The sequence below is a fragment of the Aureimonas altamirensis genome (assembly GCF_001463885.1).
In the GTDB taxonomy this organism is placed as follows: domain Bacteria; phylum Pseudomonadota; class Alphaproteobacteria; order Rhizobiales; family Rhizobiaceae; genus Aureimonas; species Aureimonas altamirensis.
The window spans coordinates 101,076-126,698 of record NZ_BBWQ01000018.1 but is presented as its reverse complement, the minus strand read 5'-3'; the positions used below and the strand labels follow the sequence as shown (position 1 = coordinate 126,698).

Genomic DNA, 25,623 nt, shown 5'->3' with positions numbered 1-25,623 from the left:
CGGTCCCTTGTGGCAATTGACGCAAACGCGCCCTACCGAAGGCTCTGTTCCCATGCGGCAACCAGCAACGAGGCAAGAAGCGTCAGGCAGGGCAGCGCGTGACGCAGTTCACGCTGCCTGAACAGCACGATCAATATGGCGGCCGATAGCGCTACACCGAGGCCCAGGCCGATCATGCGGCTGGCCGGTAGCAGGATCAGCACCCCGATCACGACCTGGATTGCGCCGTTGACGAGGTGGAACCAGCGCGGAAAACCCCAGCGGAAGAAGGCTGCGCGCATGGATTCCGGCCCGTACAGGTTCACCAGCCCATTGGCGATGAAAAAGGTCGCGATGATCCATCCGAGCACGACCCCCAGCATGCACCTCTCCGCCGTTCAATGCCCGTAAAATCATGACACAAGCGGAGTGCGGCGGATAGATCGCCGCATGTCTCGGCGCCTGTCATGAAACCGTTGCGTGACGCGGATAGACGACCCACGACACCGAGCTACAACGCCGCCCGCCGTCCGACCCGGCCTGCGGCGGGGTCGCGGTGTTCAGGCGGTTGCTAGCGGTATGTCCCAGGCAGAGCTTGGCCACAGGGCCCGGAACCGCGTCGTATCCAGCTCCGCGTTGCGCATGGCGGACTCCAGCGCCGAGGGCGGCGCATCGATCGCCTCGTCCGTTAGCTGGAACGTGCCCCAATGATGGCCGGCGGCAAAGCTGGCGTTGCACAGCTTGAAGCCCTCGACGGCGTCTTCGGGGTTCTGATGCTGCGCACGCATGAACCAGCGGGGCTCATAGGCGCCGATGGGCAAGCATGCCAGGCGAAACCCCGTGAACTTACGGGCGGCGTCGCGGTAGTTGATGCCGGAATGAAAGCCGGTATCGCCGATATGATACAGATTGCCGGCCGGATGGGTGATCGCGAAAGCGCTCCAGAGTGCCATGCGCCTGTCGCCGATGCCCCGCGCCGACCAATGATGCGCCGGTTCGCAATGCACCGTCACCGGCCCGAACGCAAAGGATTGCCCCCAATCCATGACGGTGATCCGCATATCGGGCACATGGCGCAATACGATCACGTCATTGCCCAGCGGCGTCGCCACCAGCGGGTCATGCGTGGCTTTCAGGCGCGCCAGCGTATCCACGTCCAGATGGTCGTAGTGGTTATGCGTCAGCAGCACGAGGTCGATGGGCGGCAGATCCTCGAAGCGGATGCCGGGAGGGTTCACCCGCTTTGGCCCTGCGAAGCCGACCGGCGATGCACGGTCCGAATAGACGGGGTCTGTCAGAATGTTCAACCCGGCCATCTGGATCAGATAGGTCGCATGGCCGATCAGCGTCACCCGCATCGCGCCTTCGGCCAATCGGTCTGCCGGCGTTGCGAACTGCGGTTCCGAAGGCCACCGCTCCGGCCAGCGGGCGCGCGCTCCATTCAGCTTCCAGCGCAGCAGGTTGCCGAGTCCGCCCGGCTCCTCGCCGCCGGGGTTGAAGAACCGCGTTCCGTCGAAATGGTCGGAGACCGGGCCACCGTAATATCGGTTGGCCGCCTGCGCCTTGCGCGTCGCCAGGCCAGCGGCTCCTGCCACGGCGCCAACCGCCGCCATGGTTTTCAACAGGCGGCGGCGGTTCACGTGCAGCCCCTTAGAAGAGGTCGAGGGAGAATGTCTTGGAAATGCCGATGCCGAAATAGAGCTGGTCGCGGCTGCCCGCCTCGACGATGGGCGAATCCGCAGCGTCGCCGACGAGGCGGTCGTAGCCGAACTCCCCGTTCAGGAACCAGGTCGGGCGGACTTCGAACCGCGATTCCGCGCGAAGGCCGACCGTCTTGAAGCCGCCCGACGCCTCATAGGCCTCGAGCCGGCCCCCGGTCGCGAGGCTTTCCTCGGGCGAGACGGAGAAGTAGGTCTCGGCATAGTCGCTGGAGGCCAGCGTAGCATTGGGCCCGAGCTTCAACGTCAGCAGCTCGGTCGGGCGGAAGATGGCGTTGGCGCCGAAACCACCGACGAAACCTTCGGCTTCGTTGAAGGCATAGCGCGCCTCACCGTAGACTTCCGCTCCATAGGCGGCGCTTAAATCCCAACCATAGCCGAGCCGCAGGCCGAGCTCGTAGGTGGCGTCGAGATCGCGCAAGCCGGAAAGCTGGGGCGCGTCGGAGGCCTTGCGCTCGCCGACGTAACCGAAGGACGGCCCGATGCTCAGGCCGGAATCCAGCCCGCCGCCGAATTCGATCAGGCCCGGAATGTTCAGGTAGTGGACGCGGATGGTCGGGCTGGCCACGACCTCGTACTTGTTGGCGCCTTCGAAGTTGGGGCGGGCAAGCGGCCCGACGCCGAGCTCGATGACGATATCCGTACCGGGCGCCGGCGCGTTGGCCGTAACCGGCGCTTCCTGAGCTTGCGCGGCGCCGATGCCGGCCAATACGCTGCATGCCATCAGCTGTGCGATGAAGTTGCGCATGTCCCTCGACCCTCGAACGCAATGAACCTTGCCGGCACAATTGTCAGTTATCCGGAATGGATCAAGTGGGCGTCGGCGCATCGCCGGGGCATTATGGCTATTGGGCAACTATGGTGCACCGCGCGATGCTTAGCGCACCTGATCCAGAAGACGCTTCAATTCCAGCAGTTCCAGAAGCACCTGGTTTAGCCGCGCGGCGGCATCCGGCGGCAGGGCGCTGCCGCCCATCACGTCGCGATCGCGCCGGAGCAGGTTGGAAAGCCCGCTTTTCTGGCGTTCTGCCTGCGGCTCCAGATCGCGCGGGGGCGCTTCCGCGACATGGCCGGCCTGCGGAGCCGGCATCGAATCCAGGCCCTGCGTATCCCCGGCGCCAATGGCGATCACGAAGCGGTTACTGTTTTCCTTGAGGATCTTCTGGACACCCTTGATCGTGTATCCCTTGACGTACAGGAGATACCGGATGCCGCGCAGCAGATCGATGTCGTCGGGGCGATAATAGCGTCGGCCCCCGCCTCGCTTCATGGGCTTGATCTGCGGAAATCGCGTTTCCCAGAAACGAAGCACATGCTGCGGCAGGTCGAGGTCTTCTGCGACCTCGCTGATCGTGCGGAATGCGTCGGCGCTCTTGTCAACCATGGTCGGCGCGGCCCTTTATTCGGCGGCCTTGAGGACGCCTTCCTCGGTGCGCGCCATATGGGCGGCCAGTATACGCTCTTTCATCACGTTGGACGGTTTGAACACCGTGACGCGGCGCGGAGAAATGGGCACCTCTTCGCCGGTCTTGGGGTTGCGACCGACACGCTCGTTCTTGTCGCGCACCAGAAACGAGCCGAAGGAAGATATCTTCACGCTCTCGCCACGGGCGATCGTGGCGCAGATTTCCTCGAGGATGGATTCGACCAGATAGGCCGATTCCGTCCGGGAAAGTCCGATCTTCCGAAACACCGCTTCAGCCAGATCGGCGCGCGTGACCGTCCTGTCGCTCATATCTACCCCTCGATCTGAAAAACCGCGGAAGAGGGCACCCCCTGCCCGTCCGCTGCGGACCTATGGTCGAACCATACCGAATAGCCGAATGAAATCAAGGATATTCAAGACCACCGGATGATGGAAGCACCCCAGGTGAAGCCACCGCCCATCGCCTCGATGAGGACGAGGTCGCCCTTTTCGATGCGTCCGTCGCGTACCGCAAGGTCCAGCGCAAGCGGGATAGAGGCGGCCGATGTGTTGCCATGATTCTCGACCGTCATGACCACTTTTTCCGGCGCGATGCCCAGCTTTCTGGCCGATGCGTCGATGATGCGGCGGTTGGCCTGATGCGGTACGAACCAGTCGATATCGTCGGGCCCGATGGCAAGAGCCTGGAAAGAATCGTCGATGACATCGGTGATCATGCCCACCGCATGCTTGAAGACCTCCCGGCCCTCCATGCGCAGCTTGCCGACCGTACCGGTGGTCGAGGGGCCGCCATCGACGAAAAGCTTTTCCTTGTGCTGGCCATCCGACCGCAGCTTGGACACGAGGATGCCCTCGTCGGCCAGGTCTCCGTTGCCCTGCACCGCTTCCAGCACCACGGCGCCCGCCCCGTCGCCGAACAGGACGCAGGTCGTGCGATCGGTCCAGTCAAGGATGCGAGAAAAGGTTTCCGAGCCGATCACCAGCGCGCGTCGCGCCATGCCGGACCGCAGATAAAGATCGGCCGTGGTGACGGCGTAGACGAACCCGCTGCATACGGCCTGCAGGTCGAAGGCGAAACCGTGGTCGATGCCCAGCCGGTGCTGCACCTGCACGGACGACGCCGGGAATGTGTTGTCCGGTGTCGCCGTGGCCAGGATGATGAGATCGATGTCGGAGGGCTGCAGCCCAGCCGCATCCAGTGCACGCCGCGCGGCCTTCTCGCCCATCGAGGCTGTCGTGTCTTCGGGCGCGGCGATATGGCGATTGGCTATGCCCGTGCGCTGGCGGATCCACTCGTCCGACGTCTCGACGACGCCCTCGAAGTCGCGGTTGGCCATGATGCGGTCGGGCAGATAGGAGCCGGTGCCGCGAACGACGGATCGTAGAACAGTCATTGGGCGCGCTCCGCGGCTTGGTCCGAAGGCGCTACGGACGCAGTCAGGCCCAGGTTGAAAATTTCCAGATCCCTGGCGATCTTCCGGACGAGATCGGCCGTCGCCATGGCATGCGCGATGTCCATCGCCGCGGCTGTACCCTCCGCGTCGGAGCCGCCATGGCTCTTGATGACGATGCCGTTCAGCCCCAGGAACACCCCGCCGTTCACCTTGCGCGGATCCAGCTTTTCCCGCAGGCGGGCGAATGCGCCGCGCGCCAGGAAATAGCCAAGCCGCGACAGCAACGTCCGGCTGAGCGAATCGCGCAGGTAGGAGGCCACCTGCTTGACCGTGCCTTCGGCCGTCTTCAGGGCGACGTTGCCGGTAAAGCCCTCGGTCACCACCACGTCCACCGTACCGCGCCCAAGGTCGTTGCCTTCAACGAAGCCGTGATAGCTGAGGTCCTCGATCGTGCTTTCGCGCAGGAGGCGCCCGGCTTCGCGGATCTCATCCTGGCCCTTCACCTCTTCCACGCCGATGTTGAGCAGGCCGATCGTCGGGCGCTGGATGGCCAGCACGGCGCGTGCCATGGCGGCGCCCATGACCGAAAAGTCCACCAGTTGCTGCGCGTCGGCGCCGATGGTGGCGCCGACGTCGAGGACGATGCTCTCGCCCTTGATGGTCGGCCAGATGCAGGCGATCGCCGGTCGCTCGATATTGGCCATGGTGCGCAGGCAGAACTTGGCCATCGCCATGAGGGCGCCGGTGTTGCCGGCCGAAACGGCAACATCCGCCTCGCCTGTCTTGACCGCGTCGATTGCCCGCCACATCGACGATTTGTAGCGTCCCTGCCGCAGTGCCTGCGACGGCTTGTCGTCCATGCGGACGGAAACTTCGCAGTGGTGGAATGTCGAGACGGCCTTCAGCCGAGGATATTTTTCCAGCTCGGGCAGCACTTCCTCTTCGCGCCCGAACAGCACGAAGCGCATATCCGGATGCCGCTCGAGGGCGATGTCCGCGCCAGCCAGGATGACGGATGGGCCATGGTCGCCCCCCATGACATCCACCGCGATGCGGATTCCAGCATTGGAACTCAAGTCTCGATACCTTCCATCGCGGCACTTCGCGGCCAGTGGGCCGCGGCGCGCCAAAATATCCAAATGTTAGCGGACAGCAACAGCCTCAATCGTTTTCTTCGGGCTTCGCCGCCTTCAATCCCTTAAGCCCCGCAAAGGGCGATGGCGCGCGCGCGTCGGGCTCCGGATCGGTGTCGAAAGCCTCGAAAGCGGCTCCATCCTCGCGCGGGTAAGGCTCCAGCGCCAGGGCGAGCTGCTCGACAAGCGCTGCCCCGAGATCGATCCGGTCGCCGCTGAAAGTTTCGGGAATATCGTCTCCTTCGGGATCGAGATGAATCTCTCCATCCTCGCCGGAGTCGATTCGCGCCAACCTGGAATGCTCCGGCAGGAAGACGAGGTCCAGATGCTGGTCGATCCGCTCTTCCACCGGCTCCAGCGTCACCACGGAAGCCTGCCGCACCACGGCCGACATCGTGCCCCTGACGCTGATACCGTCCCGCCGCCAGGGCGCAACCGTCAGGTCCGCCTTCAGCGTATCGACCGACAGAATCCCCAGAAACGCAGCCAGTGCCGTGCGCTCGCGGTCGGATGCCTCGAAGATTATCCGGTTGCCCGTCCGCGGCAAACTGCGGACGACGACCGTCAGATCGAGGCCGTGTTGGCCCGCATCAACCACCGGTTTTTCACCCTTCATTTTTGCCGCTCCTGCCCGGATCGACCGGCCATTGGCCGGCAAGGATCTCGGTTCGATCGATTGCCGCATATAGGTGTGACGTGTCGAGAATGTGAGCGGCCCAGAAGGCGATGTGCGCATCGGACAAGGCTTCGCCGCCGCCCAGCTTCTCGCCCGCCAGGGCCGCCGCAAGAGCGTCGCGGTCGGCGCGGTCCAGCGGACCGCCAAGCGCACGAACCCTCTGGTAGAAAAGCCCCGCCAGCTTGCGCATGCGTTTGGGCACGGTCATGTAGCCTATGCCGATCTCGCGCATGGAGTGGTCCATGTCGGTCATGAACCGGTCCACCACATCCTGCGCCAACGGCTGCAGCGCGGGCTCGCTTCCGCAGCGGCGCAAAAACAGGAACATCTCGATGGCAAGGGCGTCGAACCGCCCCATCACCGTATCGGGAAGGCCCCCCGCCTCGAAGAAACGCGGAGCGCGGGCGCGCGCGACGACCCCGTCATAGAGTTGCTCGACGATCGCCTTGTTGCGGCGCTTGCGGCGGAAACGTTCAAGCATCCCTTCTCATCCGGCAGGTCTCGGTGCGGACAGGCGTTCGCATGGCCGGACGACAATTGCAACGTCGACGCCGCGCAATCGCCCTGTTCCAATTGGATACACGTTGCTCTAAATGTGCGTCACCGGCGCCCTTGGCGCCCATGCACGTATGGATGCCTTTGCGCGTCGACAGCAGGGAGACGAACCGCGTGACCAGACTTGCCCCTCCCATCCGACCGTTGCTGGCTGCATTGGGGATGGCGTCCGCCCTCGCCCTTGCAGGCTGCCAGACGGCGGAGGTTTACAATCAGGGCTATATAATCGACGAACAGGCCCTGTCGCTGGTGCCGGTCGGCTCCAGCCGCGAGCAGGTGCTGCTGGCGCTCGGATCGCCGTCCACCACCGCGATCTTCGACAACGAGGTGTTCTACTACATCTCGCAGAAGCGCGTTCGCCAGTTTGCCTTCATGCAGCCGAGCCTGGTGGATCAGCGCATCCTGGCCGTCTACTTCAACAAGGACAATCGCGTCGACCGCATCGCCAATTACGGCCTGCAGAACGGCGAATTGTTCGATTTCGTGACGCGCACGACGCCCACCGGCGGACGCGACGCCAGCTTCCTGGGCTCGATCCTGTCCGAGCAGCCGGATCCATCGGCCATCCAGCGCACGCTGCAGCGCGACCAGCCGGGCTCCATGTAAGGGTCTGGCTTACGAGCCTCGATACAAGAACGGCCACCCATCGGGTGGCCGTTTCGCATAATGGGCCTCTGTCTGCCGCAGGCCCGGAATGCTCAATCCCTGGTTTCGATCTCTCGACCGCGGCCTTCCCCACGGGCGCGGCGCGACACACGATCCAGCACTGCATTGACAAGGCGCGGCTCGTCTTCCGAGTAGAAGGCCTTGGCGATGTCCACATACTCGGTCACGATGACCGCCACGGGCACGTCCTTGCGCTCGATGACCTCATAGGAGCCGGCACGCAGGATGGCGCGCAGGGTGGCGTCCAGCCGCGACAGCGGCCAATCGGCCGTCAGGGACGAATGGATCAGCGGGTCGATGCTCTTCTGCGCCCGCACCACGCCGGATACGATATCGCGAAACCAGGCCGCGTCTGCCTCGCGATACGTATCGCCATCGAGTTCGCGCCCAAGCCGGAACGACTCGTATTCGGCCACGGTCTCGACCAGGCCGGTGCCACCCACATCCATCTGGTACAAAGCCTGCACCGCCGCCAGCCGGGCAGCGCCGCGCTTGTTGGCCTGGCGGATGGGGCGCGGGGTTTCTTCGGACATGCTCACAACCCCATGCGGTTGCGCAGATCGATCATCGTCAGCGCCGCCGCAGCCGCCGAGGCGCCCTTGTTCTTGCGCGACACCATGGCCCTGTCGAGCGCCTGCTCTTCGTTCTCGACGGTGAGGATCCCGTTGCCGATGGCAACGCCTTCCATCGACAGGTCCATCAAGGCGCGGCTGGACTCGTTGGCGACGATCTCGAAATGATAGGTCTCGCCCCGGATGACGCAGCCGAGAGCCACGAAACCGTCATAGGACTTGCCACCGGTATCTTCCCCGGCGAGGGCGAAAGTGATCGCACCGGGGATTTCGAGCGCCCCCGGAACCGTGACGACATCACAGGTCGCACCCGCACGCTCGATCTCGCCGCGAGCCCCCTCGATGAGGTGGTCGGCCAGATGGTCGTAGAAGCGTGCCTCGACGATGAGGAGGTGCGGTGCCTGAGCCATGTCTTTCGAATATCCCGATGTCAGAAAACTGGGGAGAACGCCCCGTGTGCGTGCAGGAGAGCCGACCGTCAATCGCCGTGCATACCGGAGTTGGCCCCGAACAGGCGTTCCGCATAGCGCGCAATCTGGTCGACCTCAAGATTGACGATGTCACCTTTTTGTCTTTCGCCCCAGGTGGTCACCTCCAGCGAATGGCGGATCAGGAGCACGTCGAACACATCGTCGTCGACGCCGTTGACCGTCAGCGAGGTGCCATCCATGCAGACCGAACCCTTGACGGCAATGAACCGCTTGAGCTCCGGCGACACGCGAACGCGAAAGCGGGTCGCCTCTCCCTCGGTCTCCACGGCGACGATTTCGCCGGTTCCGTCGACATGGCCGGACACGAGATGCCCGCCGAGTTCATCGCCCACTCGAAGCGCCCGCTCCAGGTTGATGCGTGTTCCTTCATCCCAGGCGCGGGCCGTCGTCAGCCGCAGGGCCTCCTCCCAAGCCTCGACCTCGAACCAGCGCGTGTTCGACTCTTCCGGCGACAGCGCGGTGACTGTCAGGCACACGCCGGAGCACGCGATAGAGGCGCCGATATCGATGCCGGCGGGATCATAGGCCGTCTCGACGCGGAAGGCCCGCCCTTCATCCAGGGTGCGAACGGCGGCAACCCGCCCGACATCGGTGACGATACCGGTAAACATCGGCTTTCATATCCTCTCATATTCGCGCCAGACGTCGCATCCAAAACGCTCTTCGCGCGTCAGGCGCATGGCGGACAGATGATCATCGCGCACCGGAGAAACAACCCGCCCCGGCCCCAGCACCATCGGCGCCCGCACCACGACGATCCTGTCGGCAAGGCCGGCATCCAGAACCGACCGGCCGAGCCGTTCTCCCGCCTCGAACAGCACGGACGATACACGCCGCTCGCCCAGGTGGCGCAGCAGAGCCTCCGGCCCCTCGCCCTCCGCCAGCGTAATGAATTCGCATCCCGCTTCGCGGAAGGCGTCACGCCGCTCGTTGGGAACGCCCTCTCGAATGGCGAGGATGGTGGGGACCTGTCCTGCGGTGGATACCAGCTTTGCGTCGATCCGTGTGCGAAGCGCAGGGTCGTAGACGACACGGATGGGCGAGCGGCCCTCGAGGCCTGGCAGCCTGCAGGTCAGCATCGGATCGTCGCTGGCCACCGTGCCCACCCCCACCAGGATGACGTCCGAGCGCGCGCGCACCAGATGCGTCTGCGCGTTGGCGATGGACGAGGTGATCTGCGCCGGGCGGTGGCCGGCCCGGGCAATGCCGCCATCGGCGGACACCGCCACCTTGACCGTCAGCAGCGGGCGGCCTGTCAGCATGCGCGTCATGAACCCGGCCAGCGGATCGCGCGCATGGGCCGCGCCGACCTTTTCCACCACATCCACGCCGCCGGCCCGCAGCATGGCGAAACCGCGTCCGTCCACCCGCCCATCGGGATCGCCCAGGGCAACCACCACGCGCCTGACGCCGGCACGCAGCAATGCGCTGGCGCAGGGCGGCGTCAGGCCATGGTGCGAGCATGGCTCCAGCGTGACATAGACAGTGGCGCCACGCGCCGCATCGCCGGCTTCCGACAGGGCAACGACTTCGGCATGCGGCCGCCCGCCACCGGCCGTCACGCCGCGCCCCACCACGCGTGGTTCGCCGGCCCCGTCGAAGCGCACGATCAGGGCGCCGACCGAGGGGTTGGAGCCCGTAACGCCGACATGACGTTGCGACAGGCGGATTGCCGCCGCCATGAAGCGTTCGTCATCCTGCGTGTTCGGCGCAATGGCCATATCAGTCCTTGTCGTCGGAAACCGTCGGCGGTGACGCGAGCTCGCTGATCAGCGTCTCGAAGTCGCGCGCTTCCCTGAAATCCCGGTAGACGGAGGCAAAGCGCACATAGGCGACATCGTCCACCCCGCGCAGCGCTTCCATGACGAGGCGGCCGATCTCTTCGGAGGCGACATCCCCGTCGCTGGTGGATTCGAGCTGGCGGACGATACCGGAGATCATCCTGTCCACCCGCTCCTGGTCCACCGAGCGCTTGCGCAGCGCCGTTTCAACCGAGCGCGCCAGCTTGTCCCTGTCGAAGGGCACGCGCCGGCCCGATCGCTTCACCACCACCAGATCGCGTAGCTGCACCCGCTCGAAGGTTGTGAAACGGCCGCTGCAATCGGGGCAGATCCGGCGCCGCCTGATGGCGGCGCCTTCCTCGGCTGGCCGGGAATCCTTGACCTGCGTTTCCTGCGATCCGCAGAAGGGGCAGCGCATGGATCAGCCGAGCGTCGGGTAGATCGGGAAGCGTTCGGTAAGGGCAAGCACCTTGGTCTTCACCGCCGCCTCGACCGCCGCGTTGCCCTCCGGGTCGTTGGAGCGCTTCAGGCCGTCCAGCACCTCGACGATGAGCTGCCCGACCTCGCGGAACTCGGCCGTGCCGAAGCCGCGCGTCGTCGCGGCCGGGGTGCCAAGCCGAACGCCGGAGGTGATGGTGGGCTTTTCCGGATCGTTCGGAACGCCGTTCTTGTTGCAGGTGATGCCGGCGCGGCCCAGGGCCACTTCCGACACCTTGCCCGTCAGCATCTTGGGCCGCAGGTCCACCAGCATCAGGTGCGTATCGGTGCCGCCCGAAACGATATCGAGACCGCCTTCCCGCAACGTCTCGGCCAGAACCTTGGCGTTTTCCGCAACGGCCTTCATGTAGCTCTTGTATTCCGGTGCAAGCGCCTCCTTGAAGGCCACCGCCTTGCCGGCGATCACATGCATCAGCGGCCCGCCCTGGAGCCCGGGGAAGATCGCCGAATTGATCTTCTTGGCGATGTCCTCGTTATTCGTCAGCACCAGTCCACCGCGCGGGCCGCGCAGGGTCTTGTGCGTGGTGGAGGTGACGACATCGGCATGCGGGAACGGGCTCGGATGCTCTCCTGCGGCGACGAGGCCGGCAAAATGCGCCATGTCGACCCACAGGAACGCCCCGACCGCGTCGGCAATGGCGCGGAAGCGCGCGAAATCGATACGACGCGAATAGGCAGAGCCGCCGGCCACGATGATGCGCGGCTTATGCTCTTCCGCCAGCGCGGCCACCTGATCGTAGTCGATCAGGCCGGTTTCCACGTCGAGGCCGTACTGCACGGCGTTGAACCAGCGCCCCGAAAGGTTGGGCTTTGCGCCATGCGTCAGGTGGCCACCGGCATCGAGGCTCATGCCGAGGATGGTTTCGCCCGGCTTGGACAGCGCCATCAGAACGGCCTGGTTGGCCTGGCTGCCGGAATTGGGCTGCACATTGGCGAAGCCGCAGCCGAACAGCTCACGCGCCCGGTCGATGGCCAGTTGCTCGGCGATGTCGACATACTCGCAACCGCCATAGTAGCGACGGCCGGGATAGCCCTCGGCATACTTGTTGGTCAGAACGGATCCCTGCGCCTCCAGCACCGCGCGGGAGACGATGTTTTCCGAGGCGATCAACTCGATCTCGTGGCTCTGGCGGCTGAGTTCGCCCTTCATCGCGGCGAAGAGCTCCGGATCGACGGACGCGATACCTTCGTTGAAGAAGGCGTCATGACGATGCGACGGTTGCTGCGCGTAAGCCTGCGACATTCCTGATGCTCCGATTTGACCGGCCGGGGCTGCCTTTGCCCTGCGGCGATGGGGTGCCGTCTATCACGGAAGGTTAACGCACGCCACCAAATCTATCCGGTGCACAAACGACAAAAGCCGGCAGCTGTGCGCCGCCGGCTCCTGTCAAATCCGACCGGGCACAAGGGTCAGTAGCTGATGCCCGTGGAAACCTGCTCGCCCGGCTGGTAGGCCACCGGACGCACGTCCGACATGGCAAGCTGCTCGGAACCGTCGCGACGGTAGATATCGTCGCGGAACTGCACGACCGTCGGGTCGGTCGCCCAGGCCGTGAGGTAAGTGAAGGTCAGCGGCACCGGATCGACGAGGTTTACGTCCTTGCGCTCGCGCCGCGCGATGACCTGCTCCATCGTGGCGCGGTCCCAGCCGGGCGTATTCTTGGCCAGCCAGACGATCAGGTCGCGGACGTTCTGCACACGGACGCAGCCGGACGATTCGAAGCGCATGAGCTGCGAGAACACGCTCTGCTGCGGCGTATCGTGCATGTACACCGAATGCTGGTTCGGGAAGTTGATCTTCACCGAGGACATCGCGTTGTTCTTTCCCGGATTCTGCCGGAACAGATAGCGGGTCGCCTCTTCCGTGTTCCAGTCGATCTGCGACGGCGGAATGACGCTGCCATCGCCGGCATAGATGAAGATGTCGTTCCGCTCCAGGTAGGTCGGGTCCTTCCGCATCAGCGGAATGATGTCCTTGCGCACGATGGAAGTCGGCGCATGCCAGTACGGGTTCATGTTGAGATTGGTGATCCGCGACTTCAAAAGCGGGGTCTGCCGGTCGATCTTGCCGACAACCGCCGTGTGGCGCTGCACGACGCGGCCGCCCTCGACAGCCTCGATCGACGCCGCCGGGATATTCACCATGACGAAGCGCGGCGCGTCGTAGCTTTCGGCCTGAAGGCGCTGCAGGTTCACCTGCAACTGGCTGAGGCGCACGCTGGTCGGCACGTTCATGGCCTTGAACGTATGCTCGGAAACGACACCGTCGGACGGCAGGCCGTGCCGGGTCTGGAAGCGCTTGACCGCCGCGTCGACATAGGTGTCGAACGAAGCGGACTGCCCGGCCGAGCGCGGCAGATCGCCCGAAATGGCAAGGCGCTCGCGCAGGGCCATGACGGCGGGATGCTCGACACCCAGCTTCAGCACCTGGCCTTCCGGCACCATCGGCCAGCCGCCGGCCATCGAAATCTGGTTATAGGCGGCAATGGCCTGCTGCATGGCAGCCGCCGTGTTGGGCGAGAAAACCGGCTGGTTGGACCGCACGGAGGCGACATTGGCCGACCGGGTGTCGAACTGGTCGTTCCAGCCGCCACGGTTGGGGGCCATGAGCACGTCCTGCAAGGCCGACTGGGCCAGTGCCGAGCCCGGAAGGGCGGCAAGCCCCGCAACCGTTGCCGCACCGGCAACGACGCTGCGACGCGTGAATCTTGCACGTCCGAACCTGGAAATCGCATCCATGATGAGCACCCCCTGCAACCTGAGCCGGCCTTTGAGCCGAAATCCCTACCATGCGCATGGTAAATCAATTGGAAATCCGGCAGGCTGAGCCCTTGCCGCAAGAATTTCCTGCAAGCCATGTCAATATGGCCAAACCGTGGAAACGGAAAGGGAATCCGTTGCCACCCGCCACATTTGCCAATGTACGACAAGGCGCTGCGACAGAAGTGTCACAGCGCCCTGATGCCTGTTCGAAAGATATGCCCGGTTACAGGCGATACATGATGGTGTCGTTCCAGAACCTGTCGAGCCGCTGCAGCGACCGATTCATCTTCTGGAATTCCTGCTCGCCGAGGCCGCCCACCTTGTCGATGGACACGATGTGCCGATCGTAGAGTTCGGCCACGGTTTCGGCGATCGCAAGCCCCTCGGGCGTCAGCGAAATGCGCACGGCGCGCTTGTCGCTGGCCGACTTCTGATGGTCGATGAAACCGAGCTCCACCAGCTTCTTCAGATTGTAGGAGACATTCGACCCCAGGTAGAACCCGCGTGAGCGCAGCTCCCCCGCGGTCAGGATGCTATCCCCGATATTGAAGAGCAGAAGGGCCTGCACCGCATTGATATCGGTGCGTCCGGCGCGGTCGAACTCGTCCTTGACGACATCCAGCAGACGCCGGTGCAGCCGCTCCACCAGTTGCAGTGTTTCGAGGTAGAGCGTCTTCAGCGGAGCATCGTCCTCCGACGCTCCCTCCCTTTGGGCCGCCGCTGCCTGGGCGTTCCTCTGGTTACTCATGAATGGTGCTCCGGTCCTTGTACAGGTAGCCGCACATGACGGCACGATGGGCCGGAGCCTCGCGCGGGGCGCCTAAACGGCTGCTTAATGGGCAGAGTCAACGAAACCTTAAATACCGGTTCCGGCGCAATCGCGCTTAACAAGACGTTTACGAATGCGCCGGAGCCGCCCCGTTGCGCGCGCTCCGCGACCGGGCACGCCGGGCCACGAGATCGGCAATCCTGAGCAGCAGAATAAGCGAAAGTCCGACGCCATGGGCAACGGCGATCGGCCAGTTGACCGAAAACTCCACCGGGCGACCGATGACCAGCCCAGCCTCGATCAAGGCCACCAGCCCCCACAGGACGGCGCCCCAGGAACCGGCAAGCCAGAGGCCCAGACCGGCAAACGGGTACAGCACGGCAAAGGTGCATGCCGCCATGCGCCAGCCCAGCGGCATCAGATCGAAGCGCCACAATGGCGCGTCATACACGCCGGCAAGGCGCACCCAATAATAGGCGCCGGCGGCAAAAAACGCAATTGCTACAATTCGATATATGAATATGCTAATGTTTCGGATTAGGCTGCTGGATGGATTCGCTTGGGGGGTCGAACGCTTCATGCAGTGATTGTGCGCGTGCCGGCGCCGCTTGTGAAGGCGCAAACGGGTACGGCGCGCCTGTACTTTGCGGAATGGTTCCAATTTGCGCCCTCGTGTTCTAGAACGCCGCCAGAGTTCGAAAGGGTTACCGCATGACCGGCCGAGAGCATCGTGACACCACACGCGCCATAGACGCAGCCACGGGCGGCCGGCGCATGCGACGGCTTCGCCAGAACGAATGGTCGCGCCGGCTGGTCCGCGAGACGCGGCTGGCACCGGCAGACCTGATCTGGCCGATCTTCGTTCGGGATGGCGACGGCGCCCCGGAGCCTGTCGCCTCGATGCCGGGCGTGCACCGCCATAGCGTGGCCGGTGCGGTGGAAGCTGCGCGCCAGGCACGAGATCTCGGCATTCCGGTGCTGGCGCTTTTTCCATTCAACGAGGGGGGCTGCCGCGACGAGAACGGCAGCGAGGCGCTGAACCCGGACAATCTCGTCTGCCGCGCCACCCGGGCCATCAAGACGGCCGTGCCGGAAGTCGGCATCCTGTGCGACGTTGCGCTGGACCCTTATACGAGCCACGGCCATGACGGCATCGTGCACAATGGACGCATCGACAACGACCGCTCGGTCGAGGTTCTGTGCCGCCAGGCGATCGTGCAGGCCGAGGCCGGCTGCGACATCGTCGGCCCGTCCGACATGATGGACGGGCGGGTGGCGCTGATCCGGCAGGCGCTGGACGATACCGGGCTGCAGGATACGATGATCATGTCCTACGCGGCCAAATACGCGTCGGTCTTCTACTCCACATTCCGCGATGCGGTCGGCTCGTCCGGCGTTCTGAAGGGCGACAAGCGCACCTACCAGATGGATATGGGCAATTGCGCGGAGGCGCTGCGCGAGGCCGCGCAGGATATCGACGAAGGCGCCGACATGATCATGGTGAAGCCCGGTTTGCCCTATCTCGACGTGCTGACGCGCCTTGTGCAGGAGTTCAACATACCCTGTTTCGCCTATCAGACATCGGGCGAGTACTCGATGATGATGGCCGCCGCCGAACGCGGCTGGCTGGACGGCGATGCCGCCATGATGGAAGTTCTGACGGCCTATAAACGCGCCGGCGCGGCCGGCATCCTCACCTATTTCGCGCCGCGTGCGGCGACAGCGCTGGCCTGAGACTTGCGAAGGGCGTGCGGCAGGGCCATCTGCAAGGGGTCACAGCGATGAAAGAGACGAGACCGCTTATGAGCCAGACCGCCGACGTGAATACCAATCAGGCGATCGTCAACGATGTACGGGCCTATCGCGGCGTGCGTACCCGGCGCATCTTTTCCTTTCTGGTCGACTACGCGATCGTGCTGGCACTGGCCGTACCCGCGGCGATCGTCGTTGCCATACTGGGGCTGCTGACGCTCGGTCTCGGCTGGGCGCTCTACGCGGTGATGCTGCCGCTGATCGCCATTCTCTACATTGGCTTCACGATGGGCGGCCGTGCACAGGCAACGCTTGGCATGCGCCTTTTCGATATCCGCGTGGCGCGGCTCGACGGGCAGGCGGTAGACCCCGTTCTGGCGGTGCTTCACGGTGTGCTGTTCTGGGCCAGCGTGTCGCTTCTGACACCGCTTGTGCTTCTGGTGTCGCTGTTCACCCGGCACAAGGAGCTGCTGCACGACTACCTGCTCGGTACCGTCGTCGTCAGAAATCACTGATTGTTCGCCGCGTGTCCGACGCGCCACTTCCCTACTGCCCGGCTTTGGGTAAGATATGGCAGGCAACCGGCGCATCCGGCGCTCGGTATCGGTTCGGTGAGAGATGACAGCGCATCATCCGCAAACGCCGCAGTTTTTCCTGACGTCCCCATCCGTTTGCCCGTATCTACCCGGACAACTCGAACGCAAGGTCTTCACGCATCTCGTCGGCACGCGTGCCGGAGAGTTGCTGGATCTGTTGACGCAGGGCGGTTTCCGGCGCAGTCAGAACATCGCCTACAGGCCTGCCTGTGAGCGGTGCCGCGCCTGCATTTCCGTTCGCATCCTCGTGGACGAGTTTCGCCCCACGCAATCCATGCGCCGGGTGATGCGCAACAACCGCGATCTCATCGGCCGGATGGATTCCGCCTCGGCCAGCAGCGAGCAGTATTCGCTGTTCCGCCGCTATCTGGATACGCGCCATGCCCAGGGCGGCATGTCGGAAATGTCGGTGCTGGACTACTCGATGATGATCGAGGACAGCCAGGTCGATACCCAGTTGATCCAGTATCGCAGGCGGGGGCCGGACTCGGCTTTCTCGCGCTCGTCCGATGGCGCACTGGTGGGCGTGGCCCTGACCGACGTGATGGCCGACGGTCTGTCGATGGTCTACTCGTTCTACGAGCCCGCCGAGATCGACCGCAGCCTCGGCACCTACATGATCGTCGATCATGTGGAGCGCGCCCGCGCCCTGGGCCTTCCCTATGTCTATCTCGGCTATTGGGTCGAGGGGTCCGAGAAGATGGGCTACAAGATCCGCTTCCAGCCACAGGAGCATCTGCGCCCCGCCGGCTGGGAACGGTATATGCCGCCCGAGGTCTAGCGCGTTACTCCGAAGCGCGCAGCATATCGAGATAGTCCTGCCGGCTCGCCTCGCGCGGGTTGGTCTGGTGCGTATGATCCTTCAAGGCGCCATCGGCAACGGCATCGAACATGTCCGGCCCGACGCCCAGTTGCGACAGGCCGGTCGGCAGGCCGAGGCGCGCCGACAGGGCAGCAAAGGCCGGAATGACGGCATCCTCCCCCGGAAGGCCCATGACGGCCGCCAGCCGCGCAAACTTGCCGTCGGCGCTTACGCTGTCCGCACCGCGGTTGAAAGCCAGCACCGCGGGAAGGAAGATCGCGTTCAGCGTGCCGTGGTGCAGCTTCGGGTTCAACCCGCCCAGCGCATGGCTGAGGCTGTGGACGCAGCCAAGCCCCTTCTGGAAGGCCATGGCCCCCATCATCGATGCAGCCATCATGTCGCGGCGGGCGGCGCGGTCCTGCGGAGACTCGGTCGCGCGGACGATGGCGCCGTAGCCGAGCCGCAGTCCCTCCAGCGCGATGCCGTCGGCCGGCGGGTTGTAGGCTGCCGAAAGATAGGTTTCCACGCAATGCGACAGGGCATCCATGCCCGTCGCCGCCGTCAGCCCGGCCGGAAGCGTTACCGTCAGGTCAGGATCGCAGATGGCACGGCGCGGGATAAGGTAGGGCGACAGCAGCCCGACCTTGCGCCCATCATCGAGAATGATGATCGCGCCCCGCCCCACTTCGCTGCCGGTACCTGCCGTCGTCGGCACCGCCACCACGGGCGCAGTGCGCGCCGTAATGCGCGCCGCACCGCCGGCGATCACGGCATAATCCTTCAGCGGGCCGTCATGGGTGGCCGCGATGGCAACACCCTTTGCCAGGTCGATGGCCGAGCCGCCACCGATGGCGACGATGCCGTCCGCCCCGCTTTCCAGATAGGCGGCGGCTGCCGCCCTGACGGCGGCCTCCGTCGGGTTGCCGGGCGTTTCGTCGAAGATGCCGGCGGTCTTTTCTGCAAGGCTGGCAAGCGCCTTGTCCAGAAGGCCGGCCTGGCGCACCCCCTTATCCGTCACGACAAGCGGACGCTCTATCCCCAATGCCGCAAGTTCCTGCGCCAAAAGGCCAACCGCGCCCTCCGCAAATTGTATCTGCGTCAGGTAATTGATCAGCGCCATCCGGTTTCCTCCCTCGGTTGGCTTATCGGGTTTTGCGCAGTCGCCTGGAAAATCCGTCAACTACCGGAGAAGCGACCGCTTTTCGGGAATCCCTTGGGCACCAGCCGCCCGGCCTGTGCGCGGTCGCCGCGCCATTCCAGAAGCTCGGCCTCGCCACGCACGAAAAGACGGCCGCCGCCATCGGTCCATGTCAGCCCATCTGCCATCCGGAAGACCTTGGCGTCGGCAAGGCCGCCATCCTTGTAGCGTTGCAGGCGCACACCCTTGCCACGCGCCATGTCCGGCACCTGCGACAGCGGGAACACCAGCAATTTGCGGTTTTCGCCGACAACGGCGACGCTGTCGCCATCCACCGGCACGGCCAGCGCCAACCGTCCCTTGGCGGTGACGTTCAGGATCTGCTTGCCGCGCCGCATACCGGAGACGAGGTCGCCCTCGCCCACGATGAAACCATTGCCGTCATCGGCAACAACCAGCCGGCGCGCACTTGGATTGGCGACGAAACCGGTGACGATGTCCTGATCGTCTTCCAGTTCGATGGCCAGCCGGATCGGGTCGCCATGGCCCCGCCCGCCCGGCAGCTTGTCGGCCGCCAGCGTGAACGCCCGCCCGTTGGTGGACAGGAAGACGAGCTTGTCGGTCGTATGGGCGGCAAACGCCATCTTCAGCTTGTCGCCCTCCCGGAAGGTCAGGGTGGACGTATCGGCCATGTGGCCACGCATCGCCCGCAGGAAGCCCTTCTGCGACAGGACGATGGTTACCGGCTCGCGCTCGATCATCGCCTCGGCGATCACGTCCGCATCGTGGTTGGGCGCCTCCGCAAACAAAGTGCGCCGGCGCCCGATCGCCGTCTTCTTGGAGAAGGTCTCGCGAACCTCGCGGATCTCCTCGCCGATGGCCGACCATTGAAGTTCGGCAGACGCCATCAACGCTTCCTTGCGCGCCTTCTCCTCGCTCAGCGAGTCGAACTCGCGCCGCAGTTCCATCTCTTCCAGCTTGCGCAAAGACCGCAGGCGCAGGTTGAGGACGGCTTCGGCCTGGACATCCGTCAACTCGAAGGTGCGCATCAGCTCGGCCTTCGGCTCGTCCTCCTCGCGGATGATCCGGATCACCTCGTCGATGTTCAGGAAGACGACCAGATAGCCGGACACGATCTCGAGCCTGCGGGCTATCTGCCCAAGGCGGAAGGCGGTGCGCCGCTGCAGCACTTCGCGTCGATGGGCAAGCCATTCCACCAGCACGTCGCGCAACGACATGACCCGGGGTACCTTGCCGCCGGACAGGACGTTCATGTTCAGCGGAATGCGGCTTTCCAGGTCGGTCAGGCGGAACAGCGATTCCATCAGCAGTTCCGGGTCGACGGTGCGCGAGCGCGGCTCGAGGACGATGCGCACGTCCTCGGCGGATTCATCGCGCACATCGGCCAGCAGCGGCAGCTTGCGGGCGGTCAGAAGGTCGGCGATCTTTTCGATCAGCCGCGATTTCTGCACCATGTAGGGGATCTGCGTAACGACCACGACATATGAGCCGCGCCCGGTGTCTTCCTTGTCCCAACGGGCACGCACCCGGAAAGAGCCCCGGCCGGTGGCATAGGCTTCGCGGATGGCGGCTGCATCTTCCACGACGACGCCGCCCGTGGGGAAGTCCGGCCCCTGCACGAAACGCAGAAGCGCTTCCACGGGCGCGTCGGGCGTTTCGATAAGCTTTAACGCCGCATCGCAGATCTCGGCCACGTTGTGCGGCGGTATCGACGTTGCCATGCCCACGGCGATGCCGGACGCGCCATTGGCAAGAAGGTTCGGGAACGCGCCCGGCAGGACGATCGGTTCCTGGTCTTCCTCGTTGTAGGTGGGGCGGAAATCCACGGCGTCTTCATCGATGCCGCGCAGAAGCAGCGTCGCGACATCCGTCATCCGCGCTTCGGTGTAGCGCATGGCGGCGGCGCTATCGCCATCGACATTGCCGAAATTGCCCTGCCCGTCGATCAGCGGATAGCGGATCGCGAAATCCTGCGACAGGCGGACCAGCGCATCGTAGATGGAGGCATCACCGTGCGGATGGAACTTGCCCATCACATCGCCGACGATGCGCGCGCACTTCTTGTAGCCTTGGCCCGGATCCAGCCGCAGCACCCGCATGGCGTGCACGATGCGGCGGTGCACGGGCTTCAGCCCGTCGCGCACATCGGGCAAGGCGCGCCCCATGATGGTTGACAAGGCATAGGCCAGATAGCGCTCTTCCAGCGCGGTCTTCAGATCTACCGGTTCGATGTCGCCGCCGCCGGCGGGCGGTTCAACGCTTTTGCCCATGGTTTCCGGCCTAGCCGAAGGACATGAAAAGAACAAGCGATGAACAGAGCTTATCCAAGGCTTTGCGCGGTCGGGACGCTTTTTGCAGACACCATGGATTGCCTTCCGTCGCGCCTGCGCCATAAACCGGGCAGAAAGTCGAGATTCGACACATATTGCCGGACCGCGCTGACGCGGCGGCCGTTTGATGAGGTTGCAATCGATGATGCATTTCCGCACCCGTGGCATAATGGCCGGCCTGATCGTCGGACTGATGAGTTCGACGGCGGCGCATGCCGCGGATGGCGAGGCTTTCGCCCAGCGCCTGAAGACCCTTCTGGCGCCGCAGGGCGTCACGCTCAACTATACGGGCGTCTCGGAAAGCGGCAGCGATGTCGTCCTGCAGGGCGCGTCGATCGCCAGTGAAGGCGAGTCGCTGGACCTTGGCGACCTGACCTTCGAGAATGTCGACGGCACCGCCGAGGATGGCTTCACGGCCGATCGAGTCGGTCTGCGCGATGTCGACCGCACCGAAAGCGACAGCCGCCTGCAGGTGACGGGCATGGAAGTCGAGGGGCTGCGCCTTGCCGGCACCGCCGCCGCGACAGACCCGGCCCTGCCCAGCAACATCCAGATCGACCGTGCCGGCTTCGATGCCATCACCATGCAGCATCAGGGCAAGGACGTGCTGACGGTCGGCACGACCGAACTGACGAGCCAGCAAGGCTCGGCCGGGGGAATCTCCGGGACGTTCGACGTCAGCGAATTCAGCTTCGACACCACGGTCGAGCCGGAGTCGGAAGGTGCCCGCACCATGGCCGCCATCGGCTATCCGCAGATTCACGGCAGCATGAGCGGACAGGCCGAGTGGAACCCCGCCGACGGCCTCCTGAAGCTCGATCCGCTGAAAGTCGTCTGGGACGATGCAGCCGAACTGGAGTTCGCTTACACCATAACCGGTTACACGCCCGCCTTCATTCAGCAGCTTAGCCAGCTCCAACAGCAGATGGCGGCCAACCCGGAGGGCAGCGACTCTACCGGCATGGCCATGCTGGGCCTGATTTCGCAGCTCTATCTCAACAATGCCCGGCTGGCGATCACCGACAATTCGCTGACCAACAAGCTGCTCGACCATTATGCCCAGCGTAACGGCCAGACCCGCGACCAGCTCGTGCAGCAGTTGCAGGCAATGCTGCCGTCCATGCTTGCCTATATCCAGAACCCGGCCTTCCAGACCAAGGTGCAGGAGGCGGTCTCCGCTTACCTCACCAACCCCGAGAACCTGTCCATCGTGGTCGCGCCGCAGACACCGGTTCCGGCAACCCAGGTCATGGGAGCGGCAATGGGCGCGCCGCAGACGCTGCCGGAGGTTCTGAACCTCGACATCACCGCAAACCAGTAACCCTAAAAACACCAAGAACCCGGCTTCGCCTGTGGCGAAGCCGGGTTTTTTATCGCTCGAATGTCAGATGGCGGCCGGCTCAGGCTTTGGGCTGCGGCGTGGTGCGGATTGCCAGCTCACGTAGCTGCGCCGTCGACGCTTCCGAAGGCGCGTTCATCAGAAGATCGTAAGCCTGCTGGTTCATCGGGAACATGGTGATCTCGCGCAGGTTGCGCACGCCGCACAACAGCATCACGATCCGGTCCACGCCGGCCGCCATGCCGCCATGCGGCGGGGCGCCGTACTGGAAGGCCCGGTACAGGCCGCCGAACCGGTCTTCCACGTCCTGACGCGAATATCCGGCAATCTCGAACGCCTTCACCATGGTTTCCGGCAGATGGTTGCGGATACCGCCCGAGGCGATTTCAAAGCCGTTGCAGACGATGTCGTACTGGAAGGCCTTGATGGTCAGCGGCTCCTGCCCTTCCAGTGCCTCGATGCCACCCTGCGGCATGGAGAACGGGTTGTGCGAGAAGTCGATCTTCTTTTCCTCTTCCTGCCACTCGTAGAAGGGGAAATCGATGATCCACGCCAGCTCGAAGCGGTCGCGGTCCACAAGGTTCAGTTCTTCGCCGACGCGCGTGCGCGCAGCCCCGGCGAAATCGACGAACTTCTTCGGCTGCCCCGCCACGAAGAAGCAGGCGTCGCCGGCTTCCAGCCCCATGGCCTGGCGCACCGCTTCGGTCCGCTCTTCGCCGATATTCTTGGCCAGCGGGCCGGCGCCGGCCACCTTGCCGTCTTCTTCGCGCCAGAAGATGTAGCCCAGGCCCGGCTGTCCCTCGCCCTGCGCCCAGCTGTTCATGCGGTCGCAGAAGGCGCGCGAGCCACCGGTGCGCGCCGGAATCGCCCAGACCTCGACCGAGGGGGCGGAGGCGATCATGTTTGCGAACACCTTGAAGCCCGACCCGGCGAAATGCTCGGTCACGGCCTGCATCTCGATAGGGTTGCGCAGATCCGGCTTGTCGCTGCCGTATTTGCGCATCGCCTCGTCGTAGGGGATGCGGCGGAACTCCTGCGAGACCGGCTTGCCCTCGGAGAATTCCTCGAAGATGCCGCGGATCACCGGCTCCATCGTCTGGAAGATGTCTTCCTGCGTGACGAAGCTCATTTCCAGGTCGAGCTGGTAGAACTCGCCCGGCAGCCGGTCGGCGCGCGGATCCTCGTCGCGGAAGCACGGGGCAATCTGGAAGTAGCGGTCGAAGCCGCTCATCATGATGAGCTGCTTGTACTGCTGCGGCGCCTGCGGCAGCGCATAGAACTTGCCCTGGTGGATGCGCGACGGCACCAGGAAGTCGCGTGCGCCCTCCGGCGAGGACGCCGTCAGGATCGGCGTCGAGAATTCGGTGAAGCTGGCCTCGCCCATGCGGCGGCGCATGGCGGCGATGATCTGCGTGCGGCGCATGATGTTCCGGTGCAGCGTCTCGCGCCGCAGGTCGAGGAAGCGGAACTTCAGCCGCGTATCTTCCGGATAATCCGGCTCTCCGAATACGGGGAGCGGCAGCTCCCGCGCCTTGCTGAGCACCTCGATCTCGGCGGCGAACACTTCAACCTCGCCGGTCGGCAGCTTGGCGTTGACCGTCTCGGGCGAGCGCGCCTTGACCGCGCCGTCGACGCGGATCACCCATTCGCTGCGCACGGTTTCGGCCGTTGCGAAGGCCGGCGAGTCCGGGTCCACCACGATCTGCGTGATGCCGTAATGATCGCGCAGGTCGATGAACAGCAGTCCCCCATGGTCCCGAACGCGGTGGACCCAGCCCGACAGGCGGGCGGTGCTTCCGACGTCGGCGGCCCGGAGGGCCGCGCATGTGTGGCTGCGATAGCGATGCATGGTCTCTTTCTTCCCGGCGCCGCCACAGGCCGCGCCCAATCCTGTCCCGGGTGTCGGGCGTTCAATTCGCGCGGAAAAGCGCATGGCGCGCCTGTCCTGTCAAGATTTTCGCGCCCCCTGCCGCAGAACGCGGTTCAAAGGCGGCGGCCGTTGATCTATGAAGACCTCATGGAGCCCATCACCACCTCATCCGCCCTTGCCGAAGCCTGCGACGCCCTTGCCCGGGCGCAATTCGTGACCGTGGACACCGAGTTCATCCGGGAAACGACCTTCTGGCCCGAACTGTGCCTCATCCAGATGGCCAGCGACGAGCACGCCGTGCTGGTGGACCCGCTGGCCGAGGGGATGGACCTTGCCCCCTTCTTTGCGTTGATGGCCGACACCGCCGTCGTCAAGGTGTTCCATGCCGCGCGCCAGGACGTCGAGATCATCTACAAGCTCGGCAACATCATACCGGCGCCCCTGTTCGATACGCAGGTCGCCGCCATGGTGTGCGGCTTCGGCGAGGCGATCGCCTACGACCAGCTCGTCGCCCGGACCACCGAAGGGCGAATCGACAAGACTTCGCGCTTCACCGATTGGCGCGCCCGCCCGCTGTCCCCCAGCCAGCTTCAATACGCCCTCGCCGACGTTACCTATCTGCGCGACGCCTATCGCTATCTGACCGCGATGATCGACAGGCAGGATCGCCGCGAGTGGCTGGACGGCGAAATGGCCATCCTGACGGCGCCGGAAACCTACGATCTGCACCCCGACCTTGCCTATACGCGGGTGAAGATGCGGGTGAAGAAGCCCATCGAGCTGGCCGTACTCAAGGAAGTGGCCGCCTGGCGCGAGCGTGAAGCGCGCCTGAAGAACCTGCCGCGCGGCCGCGTGCTGAAGGACGATGCCCTACAGGAGATCGCCCAGCAGCAACCGCGCACCGAAGAAGCGCTCGGTCGCCTGCGCACCATTCCGCGCGGCTATGAGCGTTCGTCGGCCGGACGTGAGATCCTGGCCGGCGTCCAGCGGGCCCTTGCCATTCCCAAGGCCGAACTGCCGGCATTGCCGCGCCCGCCGGCCCTGCCCGAGGGTACGGGTGCGGCGGTCGAGTTTCTGAAGGTCCTGTTGAAGATCGTGACCGAGGAAGAAGGCGTCGCCGCCAAGATCCTCGTCAGCGGCGACGACCTCGAAAAGCTGGCGGTCCACGGCGAGGCCGCACAGATCGAAGCGCTGTCCGGCTGGCGCCGGGAGATATTCGGCAAGCGCGCGCTGGAGCTTCTTTCGGGCCAATCCGCGCTGGTGTACCGAAACCGCAAGGTTGAAATCGTCCCCATGCCCGACGCCTGAACCAGCGGCCCGGGATTACCGCTTTTGCGGTATCTTGACAGGTGCG

General features: G+C 64.6%; 27 protein-coding genes. 6 read left to right on the top strand and 21 right to left on the bottom strand.

Annotation, left to right across the window (positions count from 1 at the left end; all coding sequences use genetic code 11):
• Nucleotides 1-32: 32 nt before the first annotated feature.
• The 9 genes from AUL31_RS13455 to AUL31_RS13415 all read right to left on the bottom strand — a co-directional run bounded on the left by AUL31_RS13455 (nt 33) and on the right by AUL31_RS13415 (nt 6,807).
• On the bottom strand, nt 33-362 hold the full coding sequence (locus AUL31_RS13455) for a DoxX family protein (RefSeq protein WP_060607427.1): 330 nt from the start codon (nt 360-362) through the stop codon (nt 33-35).
• A gap of 177 nt (nt 363-539) precedes the next feature.
• Complete coding sequence (locus AUL31_RS13450; protein ID WP_409359970.1) at nt 540-1,619, bottom strand: MBL fold metallo-hydrolase; 1,080 nt, start codon at nt 1,617-1,619, stop codon at nt 540-542.
• Between the two features lie 10 nt (nt 1,620-1,629).
• Nucleotides 1,630-2,445, bottom strand: coding sequence for a MipA/OmpV family protein (locus tag AUL31_RS13445; RefSeq protein ID WP_060607422.1), 816 nt, complete (start codon nt 2,443-2,445; stop codon nt 1,630-1,632).
• Between the two features lie 129 nt (nt 2,446-2,574).
• Entirely contained in the window at nt 2,575-3,081 is a 507-nt protein-coding gene (locus AUL31_RS13440) for a MerR family transcriptional regulator (RefSeq protein WP_060607419.1), read from the bottom strand.
• Between the two features lie 15 nt (nt 3,082-3,096).
• The gene (locus tag AUL31_RS13435; protein ID WP_039190270.1) at nt 3,097-3,432 is read right to left on the bottom strand and encodes an integration host factor subunit alpha; all 336 of its coding nucleotides are present in this window, start codon (nt 3,430-3,432) and stop codon (nt 3,097-3,099) included.
• A gap of 104 nt (nt 3,433-3,536) precedes the next feature.
• Nucleotides 3,537-4,517 (bottom strand): beta-ketoacyl-ACP synthase III, encoded by a 981-nt coding sequence (locus AUL31_RS13430; protein WP_060607415.1) that lies wholly within the window; start codon nt 4,515-4,517, stop codon nt 3,537-3,539.
• Nucleotides 4,514-5,593, bottom strand: a complete 1,080-nt coding sequence (gene plsX / locus AUL31_RS13425; protein WP_073469280.1) for a phosphate acyltransferase PlsX — start codon at nt 5,591-5,593, stop codon at nt 4,514-4,516. Before plsX ends, AUL31_RS13430 begins: the two co-directional genes overlap by 4 nt.
• Nucleotides 5,594-5,678: 85 nt before the next feature.
• Complete coding sequence (locus AUL31_RS13420) at nt 5,679-6,266, bottom strand: YceD family protein (protein WP_060607412.1); 588 nt, start codon at nt 6,264-6,266, stop codon at nt 5,679-5,681.
• Nucleotides 6,256-6,807 carry a ubiquinol-cytochrome C chaperone family protein gene (locus AUL31_RS13415; RefSeq protein WP_073469282.1) on the bottom strand — a complete coding sequence of 184 codons (552 nt, stop codon included), beginning with the start codon at nt 6,805-6,807 and terminating at the stop codon, nt 6,256-6,258. The genes AUL31_RS13420 and AUL31_RS13415 overlap by 11 nt, the downstream gene beginning before the upstream one ends.
• Before the next feature lie 152 nt (nt 6,808-6,959).
• On the opposite strand from AUL31_RS13415, the gene AUL31_RS13410 reads away from it, so the two are divergent.
• Nucleotides 6,960-7,487 (top strand): outer membrane protein assembly factor BamE, encoded by a 528-nt coding sequence (locus tag AUL31_RS13410; RefSeq protein WP_060608082.1) that lies wholly within the window; start codon nt 6,960-6,962, stop codon nt 7,485-7,487.
• A gap of 92 nt (nt 7,488-7,579) precedes the next feature.
• Here the strand turns inward: AUL31_RS13410 and nusB are convergent, their stop codons facing one another.
• The 9 genes from nusB to AUL31_RS13365 form a co-directional block, all read right to left on the bottom strand.
• A complete protein-coding gene (gene nusB / locus AUL31_RS13405) occupies nt 7,580-8,080 on the bottom strand; it encodes a transcription antitermination factor NusB (RefSeq protein WP_060607409.1) in 501 nt (166 codons plus the stop codon).
• Nucleotides 8,081-8,082: 2 nt separating this feature from the next.
• Nucleotides 8,083-8,529 (bottom strand): 6,7-dimethyl-8-ribityllumazine synthase, encoded by a 447-nt coding sequence (locus AUL31_RS13400; RefSeq protein ID WP_060607406.1) that lies wholly within the window; start codon nt 8,527-8,529, stop codon nt 8,083-8,085.
• Between the two features lie 68 nt (nt 8,530-8,597).
• Nucleotides 8,598-9,221, bottom strand: coding sequence for a riboflavin synthase (locus AUL31_RS13395; protein ID WP_060607403.1), 624 nt, complete (start codon nt 9,219-9,221; stop codon nt 8,598-8,600).
• A gap of 6 nt (nt 9,222-9,227) precedes the next feature.
• Nucleotides 9,228-10,331 (bottom strand): bifunctional diaminohydroxyphosphoribosylaminopyrimidine deaminase/5-amino-6-(5-phosphoribosylamino)uracil reductase RibD, encoded by a 1,104-nt coding sequence (gene ribD / locus AUL31_RS13390; RefSeq protein ID WP_060607400.1) that lies wholly within the window; start codon nt 10,329-10,331, stop codon nt 9,228-9,230.
• A 1-nt stretch (nt 10,332) separates the two neighbouring features.
• Nucleotides 10,333-10,809 carry a transcriptional regulator NrdR gene (gene nrdR, locus AUL31_RS13385; protein ID WP_060607397.1) on the bottom strand — a complete coding sequence of 159 codons (477 nt, stop codon included), beginning with the start codon at nt 10,807-10,809 and terminating at the stop codon, nt 10,333-10,335.
• 3 nt (nt 10,810-10,812) lie between these two features.
• Complete coding sequence (gene glyA, locus AUL31_RS13380; RefSeq protein ID WP_060607394.1) at nt 10,813-12,132, bottom strand: serine hydroxymethyltransferase; 1,320 nt, start codon at nt 12,130-12,132, stop codon at nt 10,813-10,815.
• Nucleotides 12,133-12,299: 167 nt separating this feature from the next.
• Nucleotides 12,300-13,628 (bottom strand): L,D-transpeptidase family protein, encoded by a 1,329-nt coding sequence (locus AUL31_RS13375; protein ID WP_060608079.1) that lies wholly within the window; start codon nt 13,626-13,628, stop codon nt 12,300-12,302.
• Between the two features lie 247 nt (nt 13,629-13,875).
• Nucleotides 13,876-14,400 (bottom strand): transcriptional regulator LdtR, encoded by a 525-nt coding sequence (gene ldtR / locus AUL31_RS13370; RefSeq protein WP_060607391.1) that lies wholly within the window; start codon nt 14,398-14,400, stop codon nt 13,876-13,878.
• A gap of 148 nt (nt 14,401-14,548) precedes the next feature.
• On the bottom strand, nt 14,549-15,001 hold the full coding sequence (locus tag AUL31_RS13365; RefSeq protein ID WP_073469337.1) for a DUF6163 family protein: 453 nt from the start codon (nt 14,999-15,001) through the stop codon (nt 14,549-14,551).
• A gap of 131 nt (nt 15,002-15,132) precedes the next feature.
• Between AUL31_RS13365 and hemB the strand changes: the two genes are divergently transcribed.
• The 3 genes from hemB to AUL31_RS13350 all read left to right on the top strand — a co-directional run bounded on the left by hemB (nt 15,133) and on the right by AUL31_RS13350 (nt 17,550).
• Entirely contained in the window at nt 15,133-16,155 is a 1,023-nt protein-coding gene (gene hemB / locus AUL31_RS13360) for a porphobilinogen synthase (RefSeq protein ID WP_060607385.1), read from the top strand.
• 68 nt (nt 16,156-16,223) lie between these two features.
• Nucleotides 16,224-16,688 carry an RDD family protein gene (locus tag AUL31_RS13355; RefSeq protein WP_060607382.1) on the top strand — a complete coding sequence of 155 codons (465 nt, stop codon included), beginning with the start codon at nt 16,224-16,226 and terminating at the stop codon, nt 16,686-16,688.
• 103 nt (nt 16,689-16,791) lie between these two features.
• The gene (locus AUL31_RS13350) at nt 16,792-17,550 is read left to right on the top strand and encodes an arginyltransferase (protein WP_060607379.1); all 759 of its coding nucleotides are present in this window, start codon (nt 16,792-16,794) and stop codon (nt 17,548-17,550) included.
• A 4-nt stretch (nt 17,551-17,554) separates the two neighbouring features.
• Here AUL31_RS13350 and AUL31_RS13345 read toward each other — a convergent pair whose 3' ends face one another.
• Nucleotides 17,555-18,691, bottom strand: a complete 1,137-nt coding sequence (locus tag AUL31_RS13345; RefSeq protein WP_060607376.1) for an iron-containing alcohol dehydrogenase — start codon at nt 18,689-18,691, stop codon at nt 17,555-17,557.
• 56 nt (nt 18,692-18,747) lie between these two features.
• On the bottom strand, nt 18,748-21,000 hold the full coding sequence (gene parC / locus AUL31_RS13340) for a DNA topoisomerase IV subunit A (RefSeq protein WP_060607373.1): 2,253 nt from the start codon (nt 20,998-21,000) through the stop codon (nt 18,748-18,750).
• A gap of 202 nt (nt 21,001-21,202) precedes the next feature.
• On the opposite strand from parC, the gene AUL31_RS13335 reads away from it, so the two are divergent.
• Entirely contained in the window at nt 21,203-22,381 is a 1,179-nt protein-coding gene (locus AUL31_RS13335) for a hypothetical protein (protein WP_060607370.1), read from the top strand.
• 79 nt (nt 22,382-22,460) lie between these two features.
• On the opposite strand, the gene aspS is transcribed toward AUL31_RS13335, so the two are convergent.
• A complete protein-coding gene (gene aspS / locus AUL31_RS13330) occupies nt 22,461-24,248 on the bottom strand; it encodes an aspartate--tRNA ligase (RefSeq protein WP_060608075.1) in 1,788 nt (595 codons plus the stop codon).
• A gap of 168 nt (nt 24,249-24,416) precedes the next feature.
• On the opposite strand from aspS, the gene rnd reads away from it, so the two are divergent.
• The gene (gene rnd, locus AUL31_RS13325) at nt 24,417-25,577 is read left to right on the top strand and encodes a ribonuclease D (protein WP_060608072.1); all 1,161 of its coding nucleotides are present in this window, start codon (nt 24,417-24,419) and stop codon (nt 25,575-25,577) included.
• Nucleotides 25,578-25,623 lie beyond the last annotated feature (46 nt).